General features: G+C 63.7%; 22 protein-coding genes and 1 tRNA gene. 13 read left to right on the top strand and 10 right to left on the bottom strand.

All coding sequences use genetic code 11. From position 1 onward, the window contains the following. Positions 1-15: 15 nt before the first annotated feature. Entirely contained in the window at positions 16-489 is a 474-nt protein-coding gene (gene smpB / locus GE253_RS12950) for an SsrA-binding protein SmpB (protein WP_153204541.1), read from the top strand. On the opposite strand, the gene GE253_RS12945 is transcribed toward smpB, so the two are convergent. Next, positions 490-1,761, bottom strand: a complete 1,272-nt coding sequence (locus GE253_RS12945) for an MFS transporter (protein WP_211101440.1) — start codon at positions 1,759-1,761, stop codon at positions 490-492. Between the two features lie 342 nt (positions 1,762-2,103). Between GE253_RS12945 and GE253_RS12940 the strand changes: the two genes are divergently transcribed. From GE253_RS12940 to GE253_RS12930, 3 genes are all read left to right on the top strand, one after another. Next, positions 2,104-3,420 carry an outer membrane protein transport protein gene (locus tag GE253_RS12940; protein WP_153204540.1) on the top strand — a complete coding sequence of 439 codons (1,317 nt, stop codon included), beginning with the start codon at positions 2,104-2,106 and terminating at the stop codon, positions 3,418-3,420. A 78-nt stretch (positions 3,421-3,498) separates the two neighbouring features. Further along, positions 3,499-4,143 carry a DNA oxidative demethylase AlkB gene (gene alkB, locus GE253_RS12935; protein ID WP_153204539.1) on the top strand — a complete coding sequence of 215 codons (645 nt, stop codon included), beginning with the start codon at positions 3,499-3,501 and terminating at the stop codon, positions 4,141-4,143. 45 nt (positions 4,144-4,188) lie between these two features. Then, a complete protein-coding gene (locus tag GE253_RS12930; RefSeq protein ID WP_247878636.1) occupies positions 4,189-5,367 on the top strand; it encodes an FAD-dependent oxidoreductase in 1,179 nt (392 codons plus the stop codon). Positions 5,368-5,403: 36 nt separating this feature from the next. On the opposite strand, the gene GE253_RS12925 is transcribed toward GE253_RS12930, so the two are convergent. Further along, positions 5,404-6,798 (bottom strand): amino acid permease, encoded by a 1,395-nt coding sequence (locus GE253_RS12925; protein ID WP_211101439.1) that lies wholly within the window; start codon positions 6,796-6,798, stop codon positions 5,404-5,406. 233 nt (positions 6,799-7,031) lie between these two features. On the opposite strand from GE253_RS12925, the gene GE253_RS12920 reads away from it, so the two are divergent. Continuing rightward, entirely contained in the window at positions 7,032-8,936 is a 1,905-nt protein-coding gene (locus GE253_RS12920) for a potassium transporter Kup (protein ID WP_348770843.1), read from the top strand. Between the two features lie 274 nt (positions 8,937-9,210). Here the strand turns inward: GE253_RS12920 and GE253_RS12915 are convergent. Then, positions 9,211-9,295 (bottom strand) — tRNA-Leu (locus GE253_RS12915). Positions 9,296-9,495: 200 nt separating this feature from the next. Between GE253_RS12915 and GE253_RS12910 the strand changes: the two genes are divergently transcribed. Together GE253_RS12910 and GE253_RS12905 are read left to right on the top strand one after the other, a co-directional pair. Further along, positions 9,496-10,605: a branched-chain amino acid ABC transporter substrate-binding protein gene (locus GE253_RS12910; protein WP_153204537.1), complete on the top strand. Its 1,110-nt coding sequence runs from the start codon at positions 9,496-9,498 to the stop codon at positions 10,603-10,605. Between the two features lie 78 nt (positions 10,606-10,683). After that, the gene (locus GE253_RS12905; protein WP_153204536.1) at positions 10,684-11,784 is read left to right on the top strand and encodes a branched-chain amino acid ABC transporter substrate-binding protein; all 1,101 of its coding nucleotides are present in this window, start codon (positions 10,684-10,686) and stop codon (positions 11,782-11,784) included. Positions 11,785-11,792: 8 nt separating this feature from the next. On the opposite strand, the gene GE253_RS12900 is transcribed toward GE253_RS12905, so the two are convergent. Together GE253_RS12900 and GE253_RS12895 are read right to left on the bottom strand one after the other, a co-directional pair. Beyond that, positions 11,793-12,791, bottom strand: coding sequence for an inorganic phosphate transporter (locus GE253_RS12900; protein ID WP_153204535.1), 999 nt, complete (start codon positions 12,789-12,791; stop codon positions 11,793-11,795). A 35-nt stretch (positions 12,792-12,826) separates the two neighbouring features. After that, positions 12,827-13,480 carry a DUF47 family protein gene (locus tag GE253_RS12895; protein ID WP_153204534.1) on the bottom strand — a complete coding sequence of 218 codons (654 nt, stop codon included), beginning with the start codon at positions 13,478-13,480 and terminating at the stop codon, positions 12,827-12,829. 279 nt (positions 13,481-13,759) lie between these two features. On the opposite strand from GE253_RS12895, the gene GE253_RS12890 reads away from it, so the two are divergent. Further along, the gene (locus GE253_RS12890; RefSeq protein WP_153204533.1) at positions 13,760-14,209 is read left to right on the top strand and encodes an NUDIX hydrolase; all 450 of its coding nucleotides are present in this window, start codon (positions 13,760-13,762) and stop codon (positions 14,207-14,209) included. A gap of 7 nt (positions 14,210-14,216) precedes the next feature. Here GE253_RS12890 and GE253_RS12885 read toward each other — a convergent pair whose 3' ends face one another. The 3 genes from GE253_RS12885 to GE253_RS12875 are packed head-to-tail and all read right to left on the bottom strand — an operon-like array spanning position 14,217 to position 16,829. Continuing rightward, positions 14,217-15,581 (bottom strand): ATP-binding protein, encoded by a 1,365-nt coding sequence (locus GE253_RS12885; RefSeq protein ID WP_247878635.1) that lies wholly within the window; start codon positions 15,579-15,581, stop codon positions 14,217-14,219. After that, complete coding sequence (locus GE253_RS12880; protein WP_153204532.1) at positions 15,578-16,285, bottom strand: response regulator; 708 nt, start codon at positions 16,283-16,285, stop codon at positions 15,578-15,580. Before GE253_RS12880 ends, GE253_RS12885 begins: the two co-directional genes overlap by 4 nt. A gap of 46 nt (positions 16,286-16,331) precedes the next feature. Continuing rightward, complete coding sequence (locus GE253_RS12875) at positions 16,332-16,829, bottom strand: MarR family transcriptional regulator (RefSeq protein WP_153204531.1); 498 nt, start codon at positions 16,827-16,829, stop codon at positions 16,332-16,334. A 73-nt stretch (positions 16,830-16,902) separates the two neighbouring features. Between GE253_RS12875 and GE253_RS12870 the strand changes: the two genes are divergently transcribed. Continuing rightward, positions 16,903-17,799 carry a branched-chain amino acid aminotransferase gene (locus GE253_RS12870; RefSeq protein WP_153204530.1) on the top strand — a complete coding sequence of 299 codons (897 nt, stop codon included), beginning with the start codon at positions 16,903-16,905 and terminating at the stop codon, positions 17,797-17,799. A 114-nt stretch (positions 17,800-17,913) separates the two neighbouring features. Here the strand turns inward: GE253_RS12870 and GE253_RS12865 are convergent, their stop codons facing one another. Further along, complete coding sequence (locus tag GE253_RS12865; protein WP_153204529.1) at positions 17,914-18,795, bottom strand: helix-turn-helix domain-containing protein; 882 nt, start codon at positions 18,793-18,795, stop codon at positions 17,914-17,916. A 146-nt stretch (positions 18,796-18,941) separates the two neighbouring features. Between GE253_RS12865 and pobA the strand changes: the two genes are divergently transcribed. Then, a complete protein-coding gene (gene pobA / locus GE253_RS12860) occupies positions 18,942-20,111 on the top strand; it encodes a 4-hydroxybenzoate 3-monooxygenase (protein WP_153204528.1) in 1,170 nt (389 codons plus the stop codon). A 180-nt stretch (positions 20,112-20,291) separates the two neighbouring features. Here the strand turns inward: pobA and GE253_RS12855 are convergent, their stop codons facing one another. Beyond that, positions 20,292-21,623 carry an MFS transporter gene (locus GE253_RS12855; RefSeq protein ID WP_247878634.1) on the bottom strand — a complete coding sequence of 444 codons (1,332 nt, stop codon included), beginning with the start codon at positions 21,621-21,623 and terminating at the stop codon, positions 20,292-20,294. A gap of 42 nt (positions 21,624-21,665) precedes the next feature. Between GE253_RS12855 and GE253_RS12850 the strand changes: the two genes are divergently transcribed. From GE253_RS12850 to GE253_RS12840, 3 genes are all read left to right on the top strand, one after another. Then, positions 21,666-22,136: a GNAT family N-acetyltransferase gene (locus tag GE253_RS12850; protein ID WP_211101438.1), complete on the top strand. Its 471-nt coding sequence runs from the start codon at positions 21,666-21,668 to the stop codon at positions 22,134-22,136. A 70-nt stretch (positions 22,137-22,206) separates the two neighbouring features. Beyond that, the gene (gene argC, locus GE253_RS12845) at positions 22,207-23,265 is read left to right on the top strand and encodes an N-acetyl-gamma-glutamyl-phosphate reductase (protein ID WP_153204527.1); all 1,059 of its coding nucleotides are present in this window, start codon (positions 22,207-22,209) and stop codon (positions 23,263-23,265) included. After that, positions 23,262-23,804 carry a gamma carbonic anhydrase family protein gene (locus GE253_RS12840; RefSeq protein WP_247878633.1) on the top strand — a complete coding sequence of 181 codons (543 nt, stop codon included), beginning with the start codon at positions 23,262-23,264 and terminating at the stop codon, positions 23,802-23,804. The genes argC and GE253_RS12840 overlap by 4 nt, the downstream gene beginning before the upstream one ends. Positions 23,805-23,827 lie beyond the last annotated feature (23 nt).

Here is a 23,827-nt window from a genome sequence, read left to right as displayed (position 1 = left end):
GAAGAACAATAACCGATGGCGAAAGCTGAGACCGATCGCAAGGTGGTGGCGCAAAACCGCCGCGCCCGCTTCGACTATTTCATTGAAGATACAGTCGAGGCCGGCATCATGCTGGTCGGTACGGAAGTGAAATCATTGCGCTCCGGCAAGGCCTCCATCGTGGAATCCTATGCCGGTGATCAGAATGGGGAGCTGTTCCTGGTCAACGCCTATATTCCCGAATACGGGCAGGCGGGTCAGTTCTTCCAGCATGAGACAAAGCGCCCGCGCAAGCTGCTGGTGCGCAAGCGTGAGCTGGCGCGGATGCTGACCGCCATCCAACGGGAAGGCATGACGCTGATCCCGATGTCGATCTATTTCAATGACCGGGGCAAGGCCAAGGTGGAACTGGGCATCGCCAAGGGCAAGAAGAAGGGCGACAAGCGCGAGGCGGAGAAGGCACGCGATTGGCAGCGCGACAAGGCCCGCCTGATGCGGGCACGCGGCTGATCAGCCCAGCCGCTGCCCGCGCAGCAGCACCAGCCCGATGACGGTGCCGACCAGGGCGAAGGCCAGCACATAGAAGGCCGGGGCCAGCGGGCTGATCTGCTGCATCAAGGTCACCGCAATGGGCGTCAGCCCGCCAAAGACGGCATAGGCGACATTGTAGGAAAAGGACAGGCCGGTGAAACGTACCGCTGCCGGGAATGCCCGCACCATCACATAGGGCACGGCCCCGACAATGCCGACCGACAGGCCGCACAGGGCGGAAAGCGGGAAAAGCCAGCCCGGATGGGCCGCCACGCCGATGAACAGGGCCAGCGCCATGATGCCCAGCGCCGGGCTGGCCAGCAGGAAGAAGCGCCCGCCGCCCAGCCGGTCGATTCCCAGCCCGGCCAGGATGCAGCCGATGGTCAGGAAGAAGGTGGCAACACTATTGGCCTGCAAGGCCACGGCCGGGGCGAAACCATAGGATTTCTGCAAGATGGCCGGGGTCATCAGGATCAAGACGATGATGGCGACCGACAGCAGCCCCGTCAGTGCCATGGAGATGGCGACGGCGCTGCGATGGTCGCGCGTCACCACGCGCAAGGGCAGGTCGGCCGATACGGCCTTGCGTTCCTGCAAGGCCTTGAAAACCGGCGTTTCCTCCAGCCAGCGGCGCAGATAGACGGAGATCAGGCCGAACACCCCGCCCAGCAGGAAGGGGATACGCCAGCCAAAATCCTGCACCTCTGCCGGGCTATAGACCAGGTTCAGGCCGGTCGCCATCAGCGATCCGATCAGGATGCCCAGCGTCAGCCCCGCCGTTACCGTGCCACAGGCCAGACCGATGCGGTGGTCAGGCACATGTTCGGACACAAAGACCCAGGCGCCCGGCACTTCCCCCCCGATGGCAGCCCCCTGCAGCAGGCGCAGCGCCAGCAGCGCCACGGGGGCCGCCAGCCCGATCTGGGCATAGGTGGGCAGCAGGCCCATGCCCAGGGTGGACAGGGCCATCATCAGGATGGAGAGCGTGAACATGCGTTTGCGGCCCAGCCGGTCGCCGAAATGCGCCATGATGATGCCGCCCAGTGGTCGGGCCAGATAGCCGGCGGCGAAGACGCCAAAGGTCTGCAGCTGCTTCATCCAGTCCGGCAGTTCCGGCGGGAAGAACAGTTGGCCCACGACAGTGGCGAAATAGACGAAGATGATAAAATCATAGAATTCCAGCGCGCCGCCCAGGGCTGCCAGGGCCAGGGTACGGATATCCTGGCGGGTCATGCTCTGGCTTGGCTGCATTCCGGTCTGTTCCTGTTTCTGTTCACCGGTCGGCCGCCTGCCGACCGGTTCATGGGCGGAACCGACGCATACAGGCTCCGCCACGTTGGAACAAGTGGGAAGCCGAGGGCGTTACAGCTTGCCGACTGTTTCGCTATGGGAGGGGAATAGGAAATTATTGGAGAGACATATCTTTCCGATATCGTTCCGATATCAAAATATCTTGGTCGCAGAATTATTTCAGCTTGAATTATCTGCTTCCCTTTACGAAATGGTAAGGCAGCGGCCACCGCGCCGACCCTGAAAACCTGAACGCGCCGGTACCAACCCGGCCTTGAGCACCGAAACGCCAGGAAGTCATAGATGCGTCACCTTGCTATCGCCCTTTGCGCCGGCACCAGCCTTGCTGCACTGGCGACCACCGCCCATGCGGGCGGGTTCCAGATCCGGGAAAACAGTGCCGCCGGCATGGGCACGGCCTTTGCCGGTGCCGCGTCGGATGCGCGCGATCTCTCCATCGTCTATAACAACCCGGCCGCGATGACGCAGTTGCAGCGTTCCGGCGCGGAGGTCGGGGTCAGCCTGATCACCCCGTCATCTTCCTATCGCGGCACGGGCCGCGATGCGCTGGGCCGGCCGCTGACCGGTGCCACTGATCGCACGGGCGATGCCATCCCGGTGCCAGCGGCCTTCCTGGCCTATGTGCCGGAAGGGGAGAATTGGCGCACCGGTTTTGCCATCACAGCGCCCTATGGGCTGGAAACCGATTATGATGCCGGTTGGATCGGCCGCTATCATGCGCTGCATTCCAAGCTGGAGACGATCAACATCAATTTTGCTGCCGCGATGGAAATCCGCCCCGGCCTGTCCATTGGTGGCGGTGTCTCCGCCCAGCGCGCCGAAGCCACGTTGAGCAATGCCGTGGATTTCGGCGCGGTGCTGGCCGGCCGACGCGTGCCCGGCTTCCTGCCGCAATCCGCCGATGGCTATGCCAAGGTGAACGGTGATGATTGGGCCTGGGGCGCCAATCTGGGCCTGCTCTATGAACCGGTGAAGGGCACCCGCGTTGGCCTGTCCTGGCGGTCGGAGATCAAGCATAAGCTGGAAGGTGATGGCACCTTCGAGACGCCGGCCAATGTCCGCGCCGTGCTGACGGCCGGCAATATTGCCGCCTTTGCCCCGACTTCCGCCGTGACAGCCAATGTTTCCACCCCGCAGAGCGTTGATCTGGGCCTGACGCAGGAATTCGGGCCCCTGGGCCTTCATGCCACGGTCGCCTGGACCGACTGGTCCAGCTTCCAGGAAATCCGCGTCCGTTTCGCCAACCCGGCCCAGCCGGACGCGCTGGATGAGCAGCATTGGAAGGATACCTGGTTCTATTCGCTGGGGGCCACCTATCAGATCGATCCGGCCTGGCAGGTACGCACCGGCATCGCCTTTGACAAGAACCCGACGCGTGACCAGTACCGCACGCCGCGTATCGCCGATGGTGACCGGACCTGGCTTTCCGCCGGGCTCGGCTGGCAGGCGACGGAGAATATCGCGCTGGATGTCGCCTATACGCATATCTTCGTGGATGACAGCCCGATCAATGTGGCCACCAGCACCGGCAACCGCCTGACCGGTGAATTCAAGAGCAATGTGGATATTGTGGCGCTGACGGCACGCTACACATTCTGATGCCGCATCGTGCTTGATGGGAAGGCGCCCACCCGGCAAGAAGGGTGGGCGCCTTTTTCATGTGCGGAGCCTTGGCCCATGCTGGATCTGTTCGGCGATCCCTCCCCCGGTTCCCCCCGCCTTTTGGCGGAAGGGGCGTGGCTGCTGCCCGGCTTTGCCACTGGGCCGGGGCGCGCGTTGCTGACGGCCATCGGGACCGTTGCCGGCCACACCCCGTTTCGACAGATGGAAACACCGGGCGGCGGGCGCATGTCGGTGGCGATGACCAGTTGCGGCCACCTGGGCTGGCTGACTGACCGCAGCGGCTACCGCTATGGCGTTGTCGATCCCGTCACCGGCCAGCCCTGGCCCACCATGCCCTTGATCCTGGCCGAACTGGCGGCCCGTGCCGCCGGGGCGGCGGGTTATCCCGGCTTCCAGCCCGACAGTTGCCTGATCAACCGCTATGCGCCGGGCACCCGTATGGGCCTGCACCAGGACAGGGACGAGGCCGACATGGCCCATCCCATCGTTTCGGTCTCGCTTGGCCTGCCGGCCATTTTTCTGTTCGGCGGGCGCACCCGCACCGGCCCGGTCCAGCGGGTGCCCCTGCACCATGGCGATATCGTTGTCTGGGGCGGGCCGTCGCGGCGCTTTTACCATGGGGTGGCACCCGTGGCGGCGGGGGAACATCCGTTGGCCGGGCCATTCCGCTATAATCTCACCTTTCGCCGGGCGGGTTGAAACGCTATCGTTTCGCAACTGCAAAATCGAATAAGGAAACGGGCGATGGCGGAGCGGTTGGCGCGGCGTGGGTTGATGCTGGGCGCGGGGGCCGCCCTTTCCTTAGGTGCACTGGGTGGTTGCGCCAGCCGCCCAGCCGGTATGGCGGCCAATGCGGCGCCAAAGGGGCCGGTCCTCAGCCTGCCGCCCTTGCTGGCCGATACCGACCGCATCACCCGTATCACCATCTGCACCCGCCCCTTCCGCGCCCAGGGCCCAAGGCTGGAGCGGGAGCGGATTGGCGAGAAGGAGGTGATCCACCATTACGGCCATGGCGGCAGCGGCTGGTCGCTCTCCTGGGGCTCCGGTGCGGCGGCGGTGGAACGGGTGATGGCCACCGGCCAGCGCGATGTGGCCGTCATTGGTTGCGGGGCTATCGGCCTGACCACGGCCACCCTGTTGCAGCGGGCCGGGGCCAAGGTGACGATCATCGCCAAGGAACTGCCGCCCAATGTGCGTTCCGCCTATGCCACCGGCGTCTGGTCGCCCGACTCGCGGATCGCCATGGCGGAATATGCCACCCCGGCCTTTAAGGCGGTATGGGCGGCGCAGTGCCGCCATTCCTTCGCCGCCTTCCAGGATCTGTTGGGTCTGCCCGGCAGTCCGGTGGAATGGTATGATGAATATATCGTGCGCGATCTGAACCCGACGGCGGAGCCGCCGGATACGCGGCCGGAATTCGCCCATCTGGCGCGGGAAATGGTGCCGGAACTGCGCGGCCGCCGCACGGATTATGCGCCCGGCCAGCACCCGTTTGGCAATCGCACGGTGCGGGGCCATAGCAACATGATGTTCAACATCAATGCCTATAGCCACCTGCTGCTGTCCGAATTCCTGGCCAATGGCGGCAATATTCAGGTGCGGGAATTCCACAGCCCGGCGGAGTTTGCCATGGTGCCGCAGAAGGTGCTGGTGAACTGTACCGGCTATGGCGCGCGCGCGCTGATGCGCGATGAAACATTGATCCCCGTGCGCGGGCAGCTGGCCCGTGCCATCCCGGAACCGGGGGTGACCTACGGCATTTATTACAATCAGGTGTCCTTCGTGCCCCGGCGTGACGGGTTCGTATTCCAGGTCACCGGGGCGGATGAATATTACGGCTATGGCATCGAAGGCACGGAGCCCGACCGGGCCGAGGCGGAAAGGGCACTTTCCACCATCGCTGGCCTGTTCAAGCCGGCTTAACGGGCAGGGCGGGGCCGCAGCCCCGCCCTTTCTACCTTACGCTTTCGTCTTGTTCCGGCGGAAGAAATAGACGATCAGCCCCAGCGCCAGCCAGATGACCAGCCGCGCCCAGGTATCGCCCGGCAGGTAATACATCAGCCCGGCACAGGTCAGGATGCTGATCACCGGGATGATCGGCACCAGCGGCGTGCGGAAGGGCCGGGGCACATCCGGCCGGGTGCGGCGCAGCACCAGCACGCTGGCCGACACGGCCATGAAGGCCACCAGCGTGCCGATGGAGACCAGTTCCGCCAGCAGGTCAATGGGGAACAGGCTGGCCAGCACCATGGCGGCCCCGCCGGTGATCAGCGTACCGACATACGGTGTGCGCCAGGTCTTGTGCACCTTGCCGAAGACGGCCGGCATGATGCCATGCTGGGCCATGGCATAGAACACGCGCGGCTGCGCCAGCAGCAGCACCAGCGCCACGGAGGTCAGCCCGGCCACGGCCCCCAGCGAAACCAGCGATTCCAGCCAGAGCCAGGACGGGCCCATCCGTTCCACCGCCAGCGCCACCGGGTGCGGCACATTCAGTTCGGCATAAGGCACGATGCCGGTCAGCACCAGCGCCATGCCGATATAAAGCAGGGTGCAGACGACCAGCGACCCCAGAATGCCGATGGGCACGTCGCGCTGCGGGTTGCGCGCCTCCAGCGCCGTGGTCGCCACGGCATCAAAGCCGATATAAGCGATGAACACCACGGCGGCGGCGCGCAGCACCCCGGTAATGCCGTAATGGCCGAACTCTCCGGTATTGGCGGGGACAAACGGTGTCCATTGCGCCGGGTTTACATGGAAGGCACCGACGGCGATCACCACCAGGATGACGGCCACCTTGGTGATCACCACGGCCGTATTGGCCCAGGCCGATCGGCGCACACCGATGACGGCCAGGAAGGTGACCAGACCGACAATGAAGACAGCCGGCAGGTTGATGATGGCACCGGTTGTCACCAGCGCCCCTTCCTTCACCGCCAGCGGGGCGGCCGACAGTTCGGACGGCAGCGGTATCCCCAGGGTGGCGAACAGGGCGGTCAGGTAGCCCGACCAGCCCACGGCCACAAAGGCGGCCGCCCCCAGATATTCCATGATCAGGTTCCAGCCGACCAGCCAGCCCAGCAGCGGCCCCAGCGCATCGCGCGTGTAGGAATAGGCCCCGCCCGACTCCCGCGACATGGCGGCCAGTTCGGCATAGCACAGGCCGACACAGGCACAGGCCAAGGCCGCCAGCAGGAAAGAGACCACCACCGCCGGCCCGGCATATTGCGCCGCCGCCGACCCGGTGATGACGAAAATGCCGGCCCCGATGATGCAGCCGACCCCCAGCAATACCAGTTGCACCGGTCCCAGTGCCGGCAGCAGCCCGCTGGCCGCTTCCTGTTCCGCCCTCATTTCAAACCCTTTTTCCGTCCGCATCCTGTCCGTCATGTGCGTGCGGTTGGGAAGAGACCCCGCCGCCGCTTGCGGTTGGCCCTAGTTCTGAGCCGGAGCGCACAGGCAATGCAATGCTGAAATGCAATCAGCGGGTAACTATTTCGCCGCTTCTTGCGCTATCGCCGCCCGCTTGCGCAGCGCGGCATGATTGGTTAGCGTTCGCAACTGGGAAATCTTTAGGGGTGGGTACATTGGGCCAGACGCAGACGGCGGCCGGGCAAGCGCATGTCGCGCATTCCTCTTTTGGAATGCTGTTCCTGTCCGCCATCGGGGTCGTGTTCGGTGATATCGGCACCAGCCCCCTTTATGCCCTGAAGGAAGTATTCGCCGGTCCGCACCCTTTGCCGGCGGACCCGTTGCATGTGCTGGGTGTGCTGTCGCTGGTCTTCTGGACCCTGCTGATGGTGGTGTCGGTCAAATATGTCGCCATCATCATGCGCGCCGATAATGATGGGGAGGGCAGCAGCTTTGCCATGCTGGCCCTGTTGCAGCGCACCCTGACGGCGCGGTCAGGCCGGCTGGCCCTGGCCGGCACGCTGGGTGTTTTCGCCGCCGCCCTGTTCTATGGCGACAGCGCCATCACGCCCGCCATTTCAGTGTTGAGCGCGGTGGAGGGGCTGCAGGTCGCCGCCCCGCAACTGGCCGATTGGGCGGTGCCGCTGGCCATCGCCATTCTGGTGTTGCTGTTCGCCGTGCAGTCACGCGGTTCGGCCGCTGTCGGCGGCCTGTTCGGTAGCGTCATGCTGGTCTGGTTCATCGTGCTGGCGGTGCTGGGCATCGCCAATATCGGCCAGGCCCCCTGGGTGCTGGAGGCGCTGTCGCCGCATTGGGCGGTGAAATTCATCGCCCATGATGGCTGGGTCGGCTTTCTGGCGCTGGGCTCCGTCGTGCTGTCGGTGACGGGGGCGGAGGCGCTTTATGCGGATATGGGCCATTTCGGGCGCGGGCCGATCCGGCTGGCCTGGTACATGCTGGTCTGGCCGGCCTTGCTGTTGAATTATTTCGGTCAGGGTGCCTTGCTGCTGGCCCATCCGGAGGCGGCGACCAACCCGTTCTTCCTGATGATGCCGGGCTGGGCGGCGCTGCCCATGGTGGCCTTGGCCACGCTGGCCACCATCATTGCCAGCCAGGCGGTGATCTCCGGTGCCTTCTCCGTAACTCGGCAGGCCATCCAGCTGGGCTATTTGCCCCGGATGGCGATTGTTCATACGTCAGAGCGGGAGATCGGCCAGATCTATATCCCCTTCGTCAATTGGACGCTGATGCTGGCCGTGGTCTCCCTGGTGCTGGGCTTTGGCAATTCCACCAATCTGGCAGCGGCCTATGGCGTGGCGGTGACGGGCACCATGGTCATCACCACCACCATGGTGGCGATTCTGGCTCATGCCCATTGGGGTTGGCGCGGCAAATGGGTCTGGGCCTTTTTCGGCCTGTTGCTGACCGTGGATATCGCCTATTTCCTGGCTACGGCGACCAAGATCCCGCATGGCGGCTGGTTCCCGCTGGCGGCCGGCATTGTCGCCTTCCTGTTGATGACCACCTGGAAGCGGGGCCGCCAGCTGGTTCATGCCAAGCAGAGCGAGGGTGCCCTGCCGATGGCCGACTTCCTGGCCAGCCTGTCGAACAAGGTGATGCGCGTGCCGGGGACGGCCGTTTTCCTGACGTCAGAGGCGGAGGGGGTGCCGCTTTCCCTGCTGCATAACCTGAAGCATAATCATGTGCTGCATGAACGGGTGGTACTGCTGACAGTGAAGGTTTCCGAAAGCCCGCGTGTGCCGATGGAAAAGCGCGTCCATTCCGAAGCGCTGCGGGAGGATGTGTTCCGCGTCACCCTGCATTGCGGCTTCATGGAAGATCCGGACGTGCCGAAGACGCTGGCCAATGCACGCCGGGCCGATCTGGGTTTCGACTACGAACCGATGCGATTCTCCTATTTTCTGACGCGGGAGACGGTGGTGCTGGCCGCCGATCCGGGCATGGCACCCTGGCGCGGCTATCTCTTCGCCTTCCTGTCACGTAGCGCCACGACGACGGCTGACTTCTTCCACCTGCCGCTGAACCGGGTGGTGGAGCTGGGGGGCAATGTGGAGATTTAAGGGGGCGGGGGAACCCAGAAAATCAGTCAGTTCCCAGTGCCTTACCCATTTTACCACCGTCATTCCCGCGAAGGCGGGAATCCAAAATCCGGGCTGTCGTATGGATTCCCGCCTTCGCGGGAATGACGGTTACAGGGCCGGGAACGCAGGAGATCTTTCTGAGCTGGATTGAACGGTCGGCTCCCCTTTCCACCAGCCCCAAAAGCGAAAAGGGCGACACCGCTGCCGGTGTCGCCCTTTTTCATCGCCCTTGGTAGAAGGCGGTTCATTCCAGTGGTGCGGCCGAAAAGACTCGAACTTTCACGGGTTGCCCCACAGCGACCTCAACGCTGCGCGTCTACCAATTCCGCCACGGCCGCAAAACACGAGACCGGAATACCGAGGCGATCAAGCTCGACCGCGCCGGTGCCGGGGTGGATAGCAAATCATGGCGGGCGGTTCAAGAGCATTCGTCAGCCAATTGCGCAATTGTTGCCACGACACGAATTGACGCGGCGCATCCGCGTGTTAGCCTCAGCAACCTTCGGGTCTTGGCCGATAATGAGAAGAGACGGGAACAATGAAGCTCAGCAAGTCCCTGCGCGCCGCCCTGGCGGCCGCCACCATGCTCGCCACCGCCCCGGCCTTCGCCGATACGCGGGTCGGTCTGGTCGCCCCGCTGACCGGTCCCAATGCCGTGTTCGGCGAACAGATGCGGCGCGGGGCCGAAATGGCCATCGCCGACATCAACGCCAAGGGTGGCGTGCTGGGCGAGAAGCTGACGCTTTCCAAGCTGGATGATGCCTCCAATCCCAGCCAGGGCGTGGCCATTGCCAACAAGCTGGCAACGGAGGGCGGTGTGGCCGCCTTCGGCAATTTCAATTCCGCCGTCTCCATCCCATCCTCGAAGATTTTCGAGGATGAGGGGATTGTGATGATCAGCCCCGCTTCCACCAACCCGCAGCTCACCGAACAGGGGTTCGAGCTGATCTTCCGCACCTGCGGGCGGGATGATCAGCAGGGCGACGTGGCCGCCGCCTGGCTGGTGAAACACAATAAGGGCAACAAGATCGCCGTCATCCACGACCAGACCACCTATGGCAAGGGTCTGGCCGATGCCACCAAATCCGCCCTGAACAAGGCCGGCGTGAAGGAAGCGATGTATGAGGCGGTGAATGTCGGTGACCGCGACATGTCCGCCCTGGTCACCAAGATGAAGGATGCCGGCATCCAGGTGGTCTATTTCGGGGGCCTGCATACGGAGGCAGGTTTGCTGGTGCGCCAGATGGGGGAGGCCGGGCTGAAATCCGTCTTCATGTCCGGCGACGGCACGGTGAACCAGGAATTCTGGAACATTGCCGGCAAGTTCGCGGAAGGCGCCCTGGTCACCTTCGGCAACGAATACCGCGACAAGCCGGAAGCCGCCGACGTCGTGAAACGCTTCCGCGACGCCAAGTTTGAGCCGGAGGCCTATACGCTCTACACCTATGCCGCTGTGCAGGCCTGGGCGCAGGCTGCCGCGAAGGCCAAGTCGGTGGATGGCGCCAAGGTAGCCAAGGCCATGCGCGATGGCGACTATTCCACGGTGATCGGCACGCTGGCCTTCGATGCCAAGGGCGACCGCAAGACCACGGATTATGTCGTCTATAAATGGGCGGACGGCAAATATACCGTGGTGCCGGGGCAGTAAGACGCCCCTTTGCTGAAGGGCCAGCGGCTGTTATCTGCCGCTGGCCCGCTTCTGTTCTGCCGCTACCGGGTGTTTGCCTTGACCTTCCGTTCCGTCGCTTTTGTGCTGCCCCTGCTGCTGGGCGTTGCCACCCTTCCTGCCGCCGCCGAGATCAAGGTCGGATTCGCCGCACCCCTGACCGGCCCGCTGGCCGCCGTGGGCGACCAGTTGCGCCAGGGTACCAGTCAAGCCATTGCCGACCTCAACGCCAAGGGCGGTCTGCTGGGCGAAAAGCTGGTGCTGGTGGCCGAAGATGATGGCGGGGTGCCAACCCAGGCGGTGGCGGTGGCCAACAAGCTGGTGATTCAGAATGTCTCCGTGGTGATCGGCCATTTACAATCCGGCACCACCATTCCGGCCGCCAAGGTCTATGGCGATGAAGGCATTATCACCATTACGCCCACCGCCACCTCACCAGAGGTCACCGGACAAGCGGGCGGGTTGATCTTCCGCACCTGCGGGCGGGATGACCAGCAGGGGCCGGTGGCCGCTGCCTATATCGCCAGACATTTCAAGGATAAGCGCGTCGTGCTGCTGCATGATCAGGCGACATATGGCAAGGGGCAGGCCGATGCGACCAAGGCGGCCCTGAACGGGCTGGGCGTGCAGGAAGTGCTGTATACCAGCCTGACCAGCGGGGAGCGCGACTATACCGCCCTGGTCACGCGGGTGAAGGCGGCGCAGGCTGATGTCGTCTATTTCGGCGGCTATTACAGTGATGCGGCGCAGTTCGTGCGCCAGATGCGGGCCGCCGGGGTGACTGCTGCCTTTGTTTCCGGCGACACGCTGGCATCGGATGATTATCTGGCCCTGTCCGGCCCGGCCGGGGAGGGGACATTGATGACCTTTTCTGCCGATGCCCGGACCCTGCCCAGCGCCAGGGCGGTGCTGGATGGTTTCGCCGCCCGCAAGCAGGAGCCGGGGGCCTATACGCTTTATGCCTATGCGGCGGTGCAGGTCTGGGCCCAGGCGGTGGCCAAGGTGGGGGTCACTCAAGGGGAGAAGGTGGCCGAGGCCCTGCGGGAAGGCGCCCATGAGACGGTGATCGGTCGCCTGTCCTTTGATGCCAGGGGCGACCGCACCAGTACCGATTATGTGATGTATCAGTGGAAAGACGGCAAATATGCCCCTGTGCCATAAGGGATAAATTAAAACAGCGTCGTCACCCAATAGGCCCCGGCGGCCACCATGGCGGCGGCGGGCATGGTGACGATCCAGGCTACCACGATGCCCTGGGCCAGACCCCAGCGCACGGCGGATGCCCGGCGGGCAGAGCCGACGCCGACAATGGCGCCGGTGATGGTGTGGGTGGTGGAGACCGGCACGCCCAGCCATGTTGCCGCAAACAGGGTGATGGCCCCGCCGGTTTCGGCGCAAAAGCCATGGACCGGCTTCAGGTCCGTCAGGCGGGAGCCCATGGTGCGCACGATCTTCCAGCCGCCGAACAGCGTGCCCAACCCCATACAGGTCTGACAGGACAGCACCACCCATAGCGGCACATGGAACGTGTCACCCAGATAGCCTTGGGAGAACAGTAGCACGGCAATGATGCCCATGGTCTTCTGCGCGTCATTGCCGCCATGGCCCAGGCTGTAGAGTGAGGCGGAAACGATCTGCAGGCTGCGAAATGTCTTGTCCACCCCGAACGGTGTGGTGCGGTGGAAAATCCAGGAGACGATCAGCACGATCAACAGCGCCAGCACAAAGCCGATGGTGGGCGAAACGAAGATGGCGACCGCTGTCTTGGTCAGGCCGCTGGCTACAATCGAGTCGAATCCTGCGCTGGCGACACCGGCCCCCGCTAAGCCACCAACCAGCGCATGGCTGGAACTGGAGGGGATGCCCCAATACCACGTGATCAGGTTCCAGCCGATGGCCCCCATCAGGGCGGCGAAAATCACCTGACCCGTAATGATGTTGGGATCAACGATGCCCTTGCCGATGGTGGTGGCGACATGGGTGCCGAAAAACAAGAAGGCGATGAAGTTGAAGAAAGCCGCCATCAACACGGCGTTGCGGGGTGACAGCACGCGCGTTGACACCACCGTGGCGATGGAATTGGCGGCATCATGCAGCCCGTTCAGAAAATCGAACATCAAGGCAATGCCAATCAGCGCGATCAGAAGGGGCAGGGAAAGCGTTTCCATGGGGATGGTCCTGGACCCGTTGAAGGCGGGATGTGTCAGACGTTGTCGACAATGATGCTGTCGATGATGTCGGCGACATCCTCACAGGCGTCCAGCACCGCTTCTTCCAGTTCCAGGACTTCCCGGACCAGGGCCTGGCGATAGGTGATGGGGGCATCCAGCCCGCCGCTTTCCTGGCGCAGCCGTGCCTTGCCGGCGCGCAACAACCGGTCGCTTTCGCTTTCCAGTTGCGAGACTTCCTCGGTCATGCGCGTCAGTTGGGTGTGATTGCGGCCAATATCCCGCATCAGCGGCAGGGCATCCCGCAGGATGCCGGCGGCCTTGACGATGGCGTCGGCAATGCCGTGCATTTCGGCTGTGTAGGACATCGGGCCGGCTTCGGCCAGATGGCGGGCAACATCCTGGATCAGATCGATGATATCATCCATCCGCTTCGCCAGATCCTGGATATCGGACCGGTCGAAGGGTACAATGAAGCTGCGGTGGATGGCCGCCTGTACCGCCTTGGTAACAACGTCGGCTTTGCCTTCCGCTTCATGGATGACCTGGAAGCGCCCTTCCAGATCATCACCCTTCCGCAGCATGGTCTGCAGGGCCTGGGCGGCGGCATAGGTATATTGGGTATGTTCGGCGAACAGGTCGAAGAAACGTTCTTCCTTCGGCAGCAAGGCCCGGAACAGGCTCAGCATGGGTTCCGCTTTCAATGGTCAAGGGCCGTTCGGGTTGGCTCGGCGGCGCCCGCACGCGGCTTCTATTTCATTCTCTACCACCCTTGCGTCACGAATCTGTAATTCAATTGTCATGAAACAGGCATTCTTGACGGCCATGTGTCGAAGCCTCACTCTGAGTGGAGGGAACAAATGGCGCGACGCATTGTTGTGCATCTCTCCCTCATAATCTTATGCACGCTTTCTTTGTGTGCAGTGTCTCCTATATTCACCCTAGAGTACGGTTCGTAAAACAACGCTATGGCCCAGACAAAGACCTCCCAGTGTGCTGCTCTTCCTTACCGGCTGACCGATGGTCGACCGGAAGTCCTGCTTGTCACCTCGCGGGAGACCAAGCGCTGGATCATTCCCAAGGGTTGGGCCAAGAAGTCGATGGGTGCCTGCGCCATGGCGGAGCGGGAAGCGTTTGAGGAGGCCGGCATCAAGGGCCGGATCGACTGCGCGCCGGTGGGTTCCTACCGCTATGAAAAACGCCTGGACAATGGCGACAGTGTGGAATGCGATGTCGCCGTCTTCTTGTTGCGTGTGACCGAAATGCTGGATGTCTGGCCGGAGAAGGGGCAGCGCGAGCGGCGCTGGATGGATCCGGCGGAGGCAGCAGAACTGGTTTCCGATGATCAACTGGCACCGATGCTGCGGCGACTGGAAAAGACATTGGCCGGCGGCAAGCGCGCCGCCGCGCGTTGTTAATGTGATTCTATAGAGGCAACCGCACCACGGCGCGCAGCCCGCCCCTTGGGCTGTCGCGCAGCAGTACGTCGCCGCCATGCCGCCGCGCCACGTCCCGCGCGATGGTCAGCCCCAGGCCGACACCACCGGTGGACTGATTGCGTGATGGTTCCAGCCGGTGAAACGGCTTGAATACGCCTTCCCGCTGGTCCGGCGGGATGCCGGGGCCATCATCATCGACGATGATTTCCACCATCGTTTCGCCCATCGTCAGCGACAGCCAGACATGACAGCCATAGCGTTTGGCATTGCCCACCAGATTGGCGATGCAGCGGCGCAGCCCGTTGGGGCGCAGGGGCAGCACCACCTCATCCTCAGTTGCCGTCCCCAGATCCAGCGAAAGCGCCGTGCCCTCACGCCGGGCGTTGGCGGCCACCTCCTCCAGCAGCGCGCCCAGATCCACCGGCTGGGGCTGTTCATCGCCCGCCCCGCGCGCGAAGGAGAGATAGCCGTCAATCATCACCTGCATTTCGACCACGTCGGCCTTCAGTTCCTCCACTTCCGGCAATTCCGGCATCATGGCCAGTTGCAGTTTCATCCGGGTCAAGGGCGTGCGCAGATCATGGCTGACCCCGGCCAGCATCTCGGTGCGCTGGCTGATCTGGCGGCGGATACGTTCACGCATCACCAGGAAGGCATGGGCGGCCTGGCGTACCTCTGCCGCACCTTCCGGCCGGAAATCGCTGATGTCGCGGCCTTTACCGAACGCATCTGCCGCCACAGCCAACCGGCGGATGGGCCGGATCTGGTTGCGCATGAACAAGGTGGCGATGGAAAACAGCACCAGCGAGCTGCCCAACATCCAGATGATGAACAGGTAGGAGGTGAAGCTGTAGAGCCGCCGCTCCGGCGACAAGACCGACAGCACGCCATCGGGCAGTTGCACGCGGATTTCGATCCATTTATGGGCAATATTGGCGTTGATGCGCCAGGGCCGCCGCACCCGCTCATCCAGCGCATTGGCCAGCGTATCCTCCAGCGCCGTGCGCGGGCGTGGTGGCGTGGTGGGCAACATCTCACCGGGATTGAAGCTGATCAGGATATCGGTGGTGCGGGCGGCCATGGAAAGCGTTTCCGCCTGGGCCGCCGCGTCGGAATCGCGCCCCAACTGGTCGATGACCAGGGCGATTTCGCCAGCCACCCCCATGGCCAGCCGTTGGGTCATCGTGTCCCAGTGCCGGTCATAGAAAATGAAGGTGGCGATGCCCTGGGCCAGCACCACCGGCGTCATCATGATCAGCATCGACCGGGCAAACAGGGTCGCCGGCAGATAGCGTTTCAGCAGCCGGAAGGGCCGGGGCCGTCGCCGCCACCAGTCGCGCCAGCGGATCAATCCGGCCTCAACACATAACCCTCACCGCGCACGGTCAGCAGATAGCGCGGCTCGCGCGGGTCGCCTTCCAGCTTGCGGCGCAGGCGGGTGACCTGCACATCAATGGTGCGGTCATTGCCGGCATCCACGGCGGCCTTTTCCACCAGCTCTTCGCGCGACAGCACCATGCCGGGGGCGGCGGCCAGGGCGCGCAGCAGGCCCGACTCCATGCTGGTCAGGCGGACCACCTCTTCCCCGTCGCGCAGCTCGTCGCGCACCGGATCGAACAGCCAGCGGCCGATGCGGATGGGGGCCGGGCTGTTGGCGCCGCCCCCCGTGCCAGGACGGGCCTGCCGGCGCAGGATGGACTGGATGCGCAGCACCAGTTCGCGCGGCTCAAACGGTTTGGGCAGGTAATCATCTGCCCCGGCCTCCAGCCCCTGGATACGATCCTCCGCCTCCCCGCGCGCGGTCAGCAGCAGGATGGGGGCGATGCCCTGGGTGGACAGATCGCGGCACAGATCCAGCCCGTTTTCGCCCGGCATCATCACATCCAGCACGATCAGGTCAAAGGCCAGCCCGCCCAGCCGGGCACGGGCATCGGCGGCATCCTGTGCCGCCGTCACCATGAAGCCGTTCTGCGACAGATAGCGCCGCAGCGCTTCCCGCAGGCGGGTATCATCATCAACGACAAGGATATGGGGCTGGTCGGTGATATCGGTCATGGGCCCAAGTGATAGCATGAAGGCCGCTTGCTGGCAGTGGACAAGTTCACCGTTTGCCAGGCCCCGGCGGTTGGAATTTGGCCCGATCATCGGCATCAATGATGCCCAGCATCACGGTGCGGAACCCTTCCACCGCCGCCGCCCCGGCGGCGCGGTAGGCCTGGGCGATGCGGGCGCGCTGGGCATCCGACAGGGTGCGTTCCAGCTCCTGGCCCTTTTCCGTCAGGGTCAGCAGGCGCTGGCGCCGGTCCTTGGTGCCGGCGCGCTGGGCGATATATTCCTGGCTCACCAGATCGCCCAGCACGCGGGCCAGGCTTTGCTTGGTGATCTGCAAGATGCCCAGCAGCTCCGTGACATTGATGCCCGGATAGCGTCCCACGAAATAGACGACCCTGTGATGCGCCCGGCCCAGCCCGATTTTCGCAAGCATCGCGTCTGGTTCGGCGGTAAAGTCTCGATATGCGTAGAACAGCAGTTCGATGCCTTGGCGGAGATCCTCCTCACGGAGGAAGAGCGGGTTCGGACCTGATTTTACGTCAGCCATGTTGACTTATTTCTGCAATTCCGTATCGTGGGCAGCGTCCCTACGGACATAAAGTAACGAGGAAGCCACCATCATGTCGATAATCCCCTTCCATGACCGCGACGGGCATATCTGGTACGACGGTCAGTTGGTGCCATGGCGGGATGCCAAGGTGCATGTTCTGACCCACGGCCTGCACTATGGAAGTTGTGTATTCGAGGGGGAGCGCATTTACAACGGTTCCATCTTCAAGTCGCGCGAACATAGTGTGCGGCTGAAGAAATCGGCCGAGCTGCTGGGCTTCGACATCCCCTATAGCGTGGATGAGATTGAAGAGGCCAAGGTTGCCACCTGCAAGGCGGCCAACATGGTCAATGGTTACATCCGCCCCGTCGCCTGGCGCGGCAGCGAGATGATGGGCGTGTCCGCCCAGCATAACAAGATTCATCTGGCGGTCGCCTGCTGGGAATGGCCCAGCTATTTCACCCCGGAAGCCCGTATGAAGGGCATCCACCTGCAGCTTTCCAAGTGGCGCCGTCCGGCCCCGGATACGGCCCCGACGGAAGCCAAGGCCGCCGGCCTGTACATGATCTGCACCATGTCCAAACATGCCGCAGAGAAGGACGGTTTCCAGGATGCGCTGATGCTGGATTACCGGGGCTATGTGGCGGAAGCCACGGGCGCCAATTTCTTTATGATCAAGGATGGCGTCATCCACACGCCGACGCCCGATTGCTTCTTGAACGGCATCACCCGCCAGACGGTGATCGATCTGGCCAAGCGCCGTGGCTATCAGGTGATCGAGCGTCACATCCAGCTGGAAGAGGTGCAGGGCGCCTCTGAAATCTTCCTGACCGGCACGGCGGCGGAAGTCACGCCCGTGGGCCGCATCGGCGACTGGACCTTCACCCCCGGTGAGGTCTGCCGCAATCTGATGCTGGATTACGACGCCCTGGTGAATGGCCGCCTGGAGGCCGCTGCGGCGGAGTGAGGTTTTTTGGAAGGGGGCGGGGATAGTGGGCGCCAGCCTGCATTTCCGCCCCCTTCATCGTCAGTCCCGGTTTTGTGTTGATGCAGATGACAGCCAGCCGGAACCAAATTGCGCCTATCCGCCAGCCCCCCGGCGGAAACGGCCGGGGGAACAGCCGATGCGGCTGGTGAAGAAACGGTTGAAATAGGCGGGGTCAGTGAATCCCAGTTCAAACGCCACCTCCGCCACCGGCAGGTCGCCGTAAAGCAGGCTGTGCTTGGCTTCCGCCAGCAGCCTTTCGTGCAGCAGATCGATCGGCGCGCGGCCCGTCACCTCCAGACAGGCCGCGCGCAGGCGGCCCGGCGTGGCCCCCAGGGCCGCCGCATAATCTGCCACCGACCAGCCGTCGCGGAAATGGGTGGCCAGCAACTCGCGGTAGCGTGCCACCAGCGTCACCCGTGGTCCCCGTGCTGCTGCCCCGGCTGCCCCTTCCACCAGCCTTGCCACGCGCAGGCTGGCCAGCAGCAGGGTAGTCAGCAACCCTTCCACCATCAATTCCCGGCCCGGCCTTTGTTCCTCCATCTCCGCTTCCAAGGCGGTGGCCAAGGGCAGGCACAGCGTATCGCCGACGGGCAGGGGCACGGTGCGGGCGGCGGCGAACAGGCTTTCCAACCCAGCCTCCCGCCGGGCCAGCGCGTGCAGCAGCGGGTCCACGAAGGTGATGACGAAGCCCTGGCTTTCCGGACCGAAATCAAAACCATGCACCTCCCCCGCCGGGACCAGCAGCAGGGCAGGGGCGGTGAAGCCATGCGCCCGCCCGCCGGCTAGCATCGCCCCGTTGCCCCGCCCCATCACCAGCACATGGTTCAGATCCGGATGGGCATGGGGGGCGATTTTCCAGCCGCTGGGGCGTGACCGGCGCTCCAGCGTTTCGGCATGGATGAAACGTTCATCCGCCTTGGCCGGCGCTTCACCATAAAGAAAGAAACGCGGCACCAGCGGGCGGGTGGGGCGCATCGGCGATCCCTCGATTTATGCTGTTATGCAGCATTACGAATGATCGATGAAAAGTCCAATTTTTTGATTGCTGCGTGTCCTGTTTCCCGACCGAACCTTTTGTAGCATCGCGCCAACAACGTTAAATCAATGGAGAGGAAACAGCGATGCGCACCCAGGTGGCGATTATCGGGGCGGGGCCGGCGGGCCTGTTGCTATCCCATCTTTTGTACAAGGCCGGGATCGATTGCGTGATCCTGGAACGGCGCGACCGCGCCTATGTGGAAAGCCGCATCCGCGCCGGCATTCTGGAACAGATCACCGTCGATCTGTTGCGCCAGGTTGGCGTGAATGAGCGGATGGACCGGGAGGGCTTGGCCCATGACGGCTTCGCCATGGCTACGGGTGAGGAGACGATCCGTATCGACATGGCCGCGCTGACCGGCAAGAACGTCATGGTCTATGGCCAGACGGAGGTGACGCGCGACCTGATCGACGCCGCCATTGAGCGCAACATCCCCCTGCTGTTCGAGGCGGAGAATGTGGCGGTGCATGATGTGACGGGGGCCAAGCCCATCGTCACCTGGACCCGCAACGGCAAGCAAGAGAAGCTGGAGGCGGATTTCATCGCCGGTTGCGATGGGTTCCATGGTGTGGCCCGCGCCTCCATTCCCGCCGACAAGCTGTCCCTGTTTGAACGGGTGTACCCGTTCGGCTGGCTGGGCCTGCTGGCCGATGTGCCGCCGTGCGATCATGAACTGATCTATGCCAGCCATGAGCGGGGCTTTGCGCTTGCCTCCATGCGCTCCCACACCCGCTCACGCTATTATGTGCAGGTGCCGCTGACGGAGAAGGTGGAGGAATGGTCGGATGAACGGTTCTGGGATGAGCTGACCGTCCGCCTGGGGCCGGATGTTGCCCCGCGCATCACGCGGGGGCCGTCGCTGGAAAAATCCATCGCGCCGCTGCGCAGCTTTGTGGCGGAGCCGATGCGCTATGGCAACCTGTTCCTGGCCGGCGATGCCGCCCATATCGTGCCGCCCACGGGGGCCAAGGGGCTGAATCTGGCGGCATCCGATGTGGCCTTCCTGGCGGAAGGGCTGATCGACCATTACAAGGGCAGTGCCACCGGGCTGGAGCTTTATTCCACCCGCGCGCTCTCCCGCATCTGGAAGGCGGAACGTTTCTCCTGGTGGTTCACCAGCCTGATGCACCGTTTCCCGGATACCGATGCCTTCGGCCGGCGGATGCAGATGGCGGAGCTGGATTATATCAAGGGCTCCGAAACTGCCCGCCGCACCGTGGCGGAAAACTATGTCGGGCTGCCCCTGCGGTAGAGCTGTTTTCGGTTGACCGAAAACAGCTCCGGCGGCGACTGCCGCCGCGCGCCTCGTGGCGCGTAGCCAAGCTGCGGATGCAGCGCCGGCGATTGAGGAGAACGAAAGGTTAAAGTGTATTTCCGTACAGCGGAAATACACTTTAACAGGGGTGCTTGACGGGGATAGGGGGGGGTGCCCCTATCCCCGCTGCTCCACCGTGCCGGGGAAACGGTCCGCCGTGCGCAGGGCCGGGAACAGCACGGCCCAGATCAGCACCACGGCCAGCGTGCCGATGCCACCCACCACCACGGCGGGCCCAGCACCGAGCCAGGCAGCCATGACGCCGGATTCGAACTCGCCCAACTGGTTCGACGCGCCGATGAACAGGCTGCTGACGGCGCTGACCCGGCCGCGCATCTCGTCCGGGGTTTCCAACTGCACCAGCGACTGGCGGATGAAGACGCTGACCATATCGGCCGCCCCCATCACCACCAGCGCGATGCCGGCAATGATGGCGGAACTGGTCAGCCCGAAAATGACTGTGCCAACCCCGAACGCCGCTACACAAATGAACAGGGTCCGCCCCACCTGCCGCCGCACCGGCCAGATGGACAGGGCCAGCCCCGTTGCCAGCGCACCCACGGATGGCGCGGCGCGCAGGATGCCGGCCAGCATCGGGCCGGCACCAAACTGATCCTTGGCCAGAATCGGCAACAAGGCCGTGGCCCCGCCCAGCAGCACGGCGAACAGGTCCAGCGAAATGGCGCCCAGCACGATGGGCTTGGCCTTGATGAAGGAAAAACCGGCCAGCAGCACCTGCATGGAAACCTTCTTGGCGGCTTCCTTTGGCGTGCGCGGTTCCAGCTTGATCAGCCAGACCAGCACGAAGGCCGTGGCGAACAGGGCGGCGCTGATGGCGAAGACAGAGTGACCGATCACGCCATACAGCACGCCGCCCAGCGCTGGGCCGATGATGCTGGCCCCCTGCCATGCCGATGAATTCAGCGCCACGGCACGGGGAAAAATCTCCCGTGGGACCAGATTGGGCACCAGCGATGCCGCCGCCGGCATCTCAAACGCCCGGCCTACGCCCAGGATGAACACGGCGATGAAGGCGGGCCAGATCGGGGCATTGTCATTCCACAAGGCCATCCAGAGCAGCATCATGGCGATGATGTCTAGCGTCTGGCAGACATTGATGATGCGCCGCCGGTCGAACCGGTCGGCGACATGGCCGGTGATCAGCACCAGCAGGATCGACGGCAGGAATTCAGCCAGCCCGACGAATCCCAGCGCCAGCGCGCTGCCGGAAACATCATAGATTCGCCAGCCAGTGGCGACGATCTGGATCTGCAGGGCCAGGATGGCACAGACACGGGCGAACCAGTAAAGCCGGTAGCCTGAATAGGCGAACGGGCTTTGCGGCTTTTCAAGCGGGGAGGGGGCGGGCATGGAACCGGATCGGGTAACGGGCGACAGGTTGGAACTATGCGCCAGCCCCGATCCGGGCGATAAGGGTGCATCCTGCAAGGCAGAATATCGTCTGGGGCAGGACAGGATGTCAGGGGAACCATGATGGCGCTGAAGGATGATGTGGTGGTGCGGGTGGCGCAGCGGCGCGATGTGCCCGACATGGTGGCCCTGCTGCGGGAAGACAGCCTGGACCCCAATGCCACCGATGCCAACGCGACCGACCTGACGTCTTATTACGAGGCGTGGGACGAGATCATGCTGGACCCCAATGCCGAAATCCTGGTGCTGGATGTGGATGGGCGATTGGTTGGCGTGGCGCAGCTGAACTATATGCGCCATCTGGCGCGCGGCGGGATGCGGCGCTGCATGATCGAGAATGTGCGCATCGCCAGCGCCTTTCGTAACCAGGGCCTGGGCGAAGTACTGATCGAAAATTGCCTGGATCTGGCTCGCGCGCGCGGCTGTACCCTGGTGCAACTGACCAGCAATTCCCAGCGGACCGATGCGCACAGGTTCTACCAGCGCTTAGGCTTTCAGGCTTCGCATGTCGGCATGAAGCTGTATTTGTAATGAAGCGGTGGGATAACGGCCCCACCCCTTGATCATGTTTCACCAAAGCAGCCGAGAGAAACGGAACATCATGAGCACTATCGATCCGTCCGCCCCCGTCCGCGTCGCCATTCTGGGCGCTTCCGGCTATACCGGGGCGGAACTGATGCGATTCCTGCTCCGCCACCCGCGTGCCCGCATCGTCGCCCTGACGGGGGAACGCGCCGCCGGCAAGCCGGTGGCTGAGGTGTTCCCGCATCTGGCCCCCTATGATCTGCCGGCCCTGACCAAGATTGCCGATGTCGACTGGTCGGGCGTGGATTTTGTCTTCTGCGGCCTGCCGCATGGCACCACGCAGGAAGTGATCGCCGGCCTGCCCGAGCATGTGCGCATCTGCGACCTGTCGGCTGATTTCCGCCTGTTCGACGTGGAAACCTATGCCCAATGGTATGGCCACGCCCACAAGGCCCCCGCCCTGCAGGAAAACGCCGTCTATGGCCTGTCGGAAATCACCCGCGAGGCGGTGGCCAAGGCCCGGCTGGTGGCCAACCCCGGCTGCTACCCCACCGCGTCGCAATTGCCGTTGATCCCGCTGTTGCAGGCCGGCCTGATCGAGAGTGACGATATCATCATCGATGCCAAGTCCGGCGCTTCCGGTGCCGGGCGCGATGCCAAGCAGGGTAGCCTGTTCACGGAAGTGACCGAGGGCATCCACCCCTATGGCATCGCCAGCCATCGCCATGCGCCGGAAATCGAACAGGGCCTGTCGCAGGCCGCCGGCAAGGATATTGTGGTCGCCTTCACCCCACATCTGATGCCGATGGCCCGCGGCATCCTGGCCACCACCTATGTGAAGCTGAAGGGCAGCGCCACGGCGGATGACCTGCGCGACATGCTGCGCAACACCTACAAGGATGAGCCGTTTGTGAAGGTGCTGGCTGATGGGGTGGCACCGCAGACGCGCTATGTCCGCGCGTCGAACCTCTGCCTGATCAATGTCTTTGCCGATCGGCTGCCGGGCCGTGCCATCGTCATCTCGGCCATCGACAATCTGGTGAAGGGCGCTTCTGGTCAGGCCATCCAGAATTTCAACATCATGTATGGCTTTGAAGAAACGCTGGGCCTGGATCTGGTGCCGGTGTTCCCATGACCAGCCCGCTGCGCCCCACCATCCTGCCCTTCAAGGGCAAGCTGCCGGTGATCGACCCCACGGTCTTCCTGTCCAATGCCGTGGTGATCGGCGATGTGGAGATCGGGGCGGAGAGCAATATCTGGTTTGGCGTCACCATCCGTGGTGACGTCAACGCTATCCGCATCGGCCGTGGCACGAATATCCAGGATGGCAGCGTCGTGCATTGCACGCGGGAGCGGTTCAGCACGACCATCGGCGACAATGTGACGGTGGGCCATCTGGCCCTGTTGCATGGCTGCGTGGTGGAAGATGGCGCCTTCATCGGCATGAAGGCCTGCGTGATGGATGGGGCCGTGGTGGAAGCCGGCGCCATGGTGGCGGCCGGCGCGCTGGTCACCCCCGGCAAGCGGGTGAAGGCAGGGGAATTATGGGGCGGCAGCCCGGCCAAGTTTCTGCGCCCGCTGACGGAAGAGGATGTGCGGGTCCAGATGGGCATTGCCCCGCATTATGCCAGCATGGCCAAGCAATATCTGGCAGAGGTTGGCGGCGGCGGGTGAGGGGCTGGCCCGCCCCATCGCGC

Source organism: Niveispirillum sp. SYP-B3756, from assembly GCF_009495745.1.
Lineage (GTDB): Bacteria > Pseudomonadota > Alphaproteobacteria > Azospirillales > Azospirillaceae > Niveispirillum.
Note: the sequence above shows the minus strand (reverse complement) of the source record. Positions and strands in the feature narration are given on the sequence as shown.

Excerpts from the sequence above, each read along its gene's own strand:
- GE253_RS12840 (WP_247878633.1), top strand. The coding sequence starts at position 23,262 with ATGACCAGCCCGCTGCGCCCCACCATCCTGCCCTTCAAGGGCAAGCTG.
- argC (WP_153204527.1), top strand. The coding sequence starts at position 22,207 with ATGAGCACTATCGATCCGTCCGCCCCCGTCCGCGTCGCCATTCTGGGC.
- GE253_RS12945 (WP_211101440.1), bottom strand. The coding sequence starts at position 1,761 with ATGCAGCCAAGCCAGAGCATGACCCGCCAGGATATCCGTACCCTGGCC.
- GE253_RS12930 (WP_247878636.1), top strand. The coding sequence starts at position 4,189 with ATGGCGGAGCGGTTGGCGCGGCGTGGGTTGATGCTGGGCGCGGGGGCC.
- pobA (WP_153204528.1), top strand. The coding sequence starts at position 18,942 with ATGCGCACCCAGGTGGCGATTATCGGGGCGGGGCCGGCGGGCCTGTTG.
- GE253_RS12910 (WP_153204537.1), top strand. The coding sequence starts at position 9,496 with ATGAAGCTCAGCAAGTCCCTGCGCGCCGCCCTGGCGGCCGCCACCATG.
- GE253_RS12865 (WP_153204529.1), bottom strand. The coding sequence starts at position 18,795 with ATGCGCCCCACCCGCCCGCTGGTGCCGCGTTTCTTTCTTTATGGTGAA.
- GE253_RS12870 (WP_153204530.1), top strand. The coding sequence starts at position 16,903 with ATGTCGATAATCCCCTTCCATGACCGCGACGGGCATATCTGGTACGAC.
- GE253_RS12925 (WP_211101439.1), bottom strand. The coding sequence starts at position 6,798 with ATGAGGGCGGAACAGGAAGCGGCCAGCGGGCTGCTGCCGGCACTGGGA.
- smpB (WP_153204541.1), top strand. The coding sequence starts at position 16 with ATGGCGAAAGCTGAGACCGATCGCAAGGTGGTGGCGCAAAACCGCCGC.
- GE253_RS12850 (WP_211101438.1), top strand. The coding sequence starts at position 21,666 with ATGATGGCGCTGAAGGATGATGTGGTGGTGCGGGTGGCGCAGCGGCGC.
- alkB (WP_153204539.1), top strand. The coding sequence starts at position 3,499 with ATGCTGGATCTGTTCGGCGATCCCTCCCCCGGTTCCCCCCGCCTTTTG.
- GE253_RS12900 (WP_153204535.1), bottom strand. The coding sequence starts at position 12,791 with ATGGAAACGCTTTCCCTGCCCCTTCTGATCGCGCTGATTGGCATTGCC.
- GE253_RS12880 (WP_153204532.1), bottom strand. The coding sequence starts at position 16,285 with ATGACCGATATCACCGACCAGCCCCATATCCTTGTCGTTGATGATGAT.
- GE253_RS12875 (WP_153204531.1), bottom strand. The coding sequence starts at position 16,829 with ATGGCTGACGTAAAATCAGGTCCGAACCCGCTCTTCCTCCGTGAGGAG.
- GE253_RS12890 (WP_153204533.1), top strand. The coding sequence starts at position 13,760 with ATGGCCCAGACAAAGACCTCCCAGTGTGCTGCTCTTCCTTACCGGCTG.
- GE253_RS12895 (WP_153204534.1), bottom strand. The coding sequence starts at position 13,480 with ATGCTGAGCCTGTTCCGGGCCTTGCTGCCGAAGGAAGAACGTTTCTTC.
- GE253_RS12940 (WP_153204540.1), top strand. The coding sequence starts at position 2,104 with ATGCGTCACCTTGCTATCGCCCTTTGCGCCGGCACCAGCCTTGCTGCA.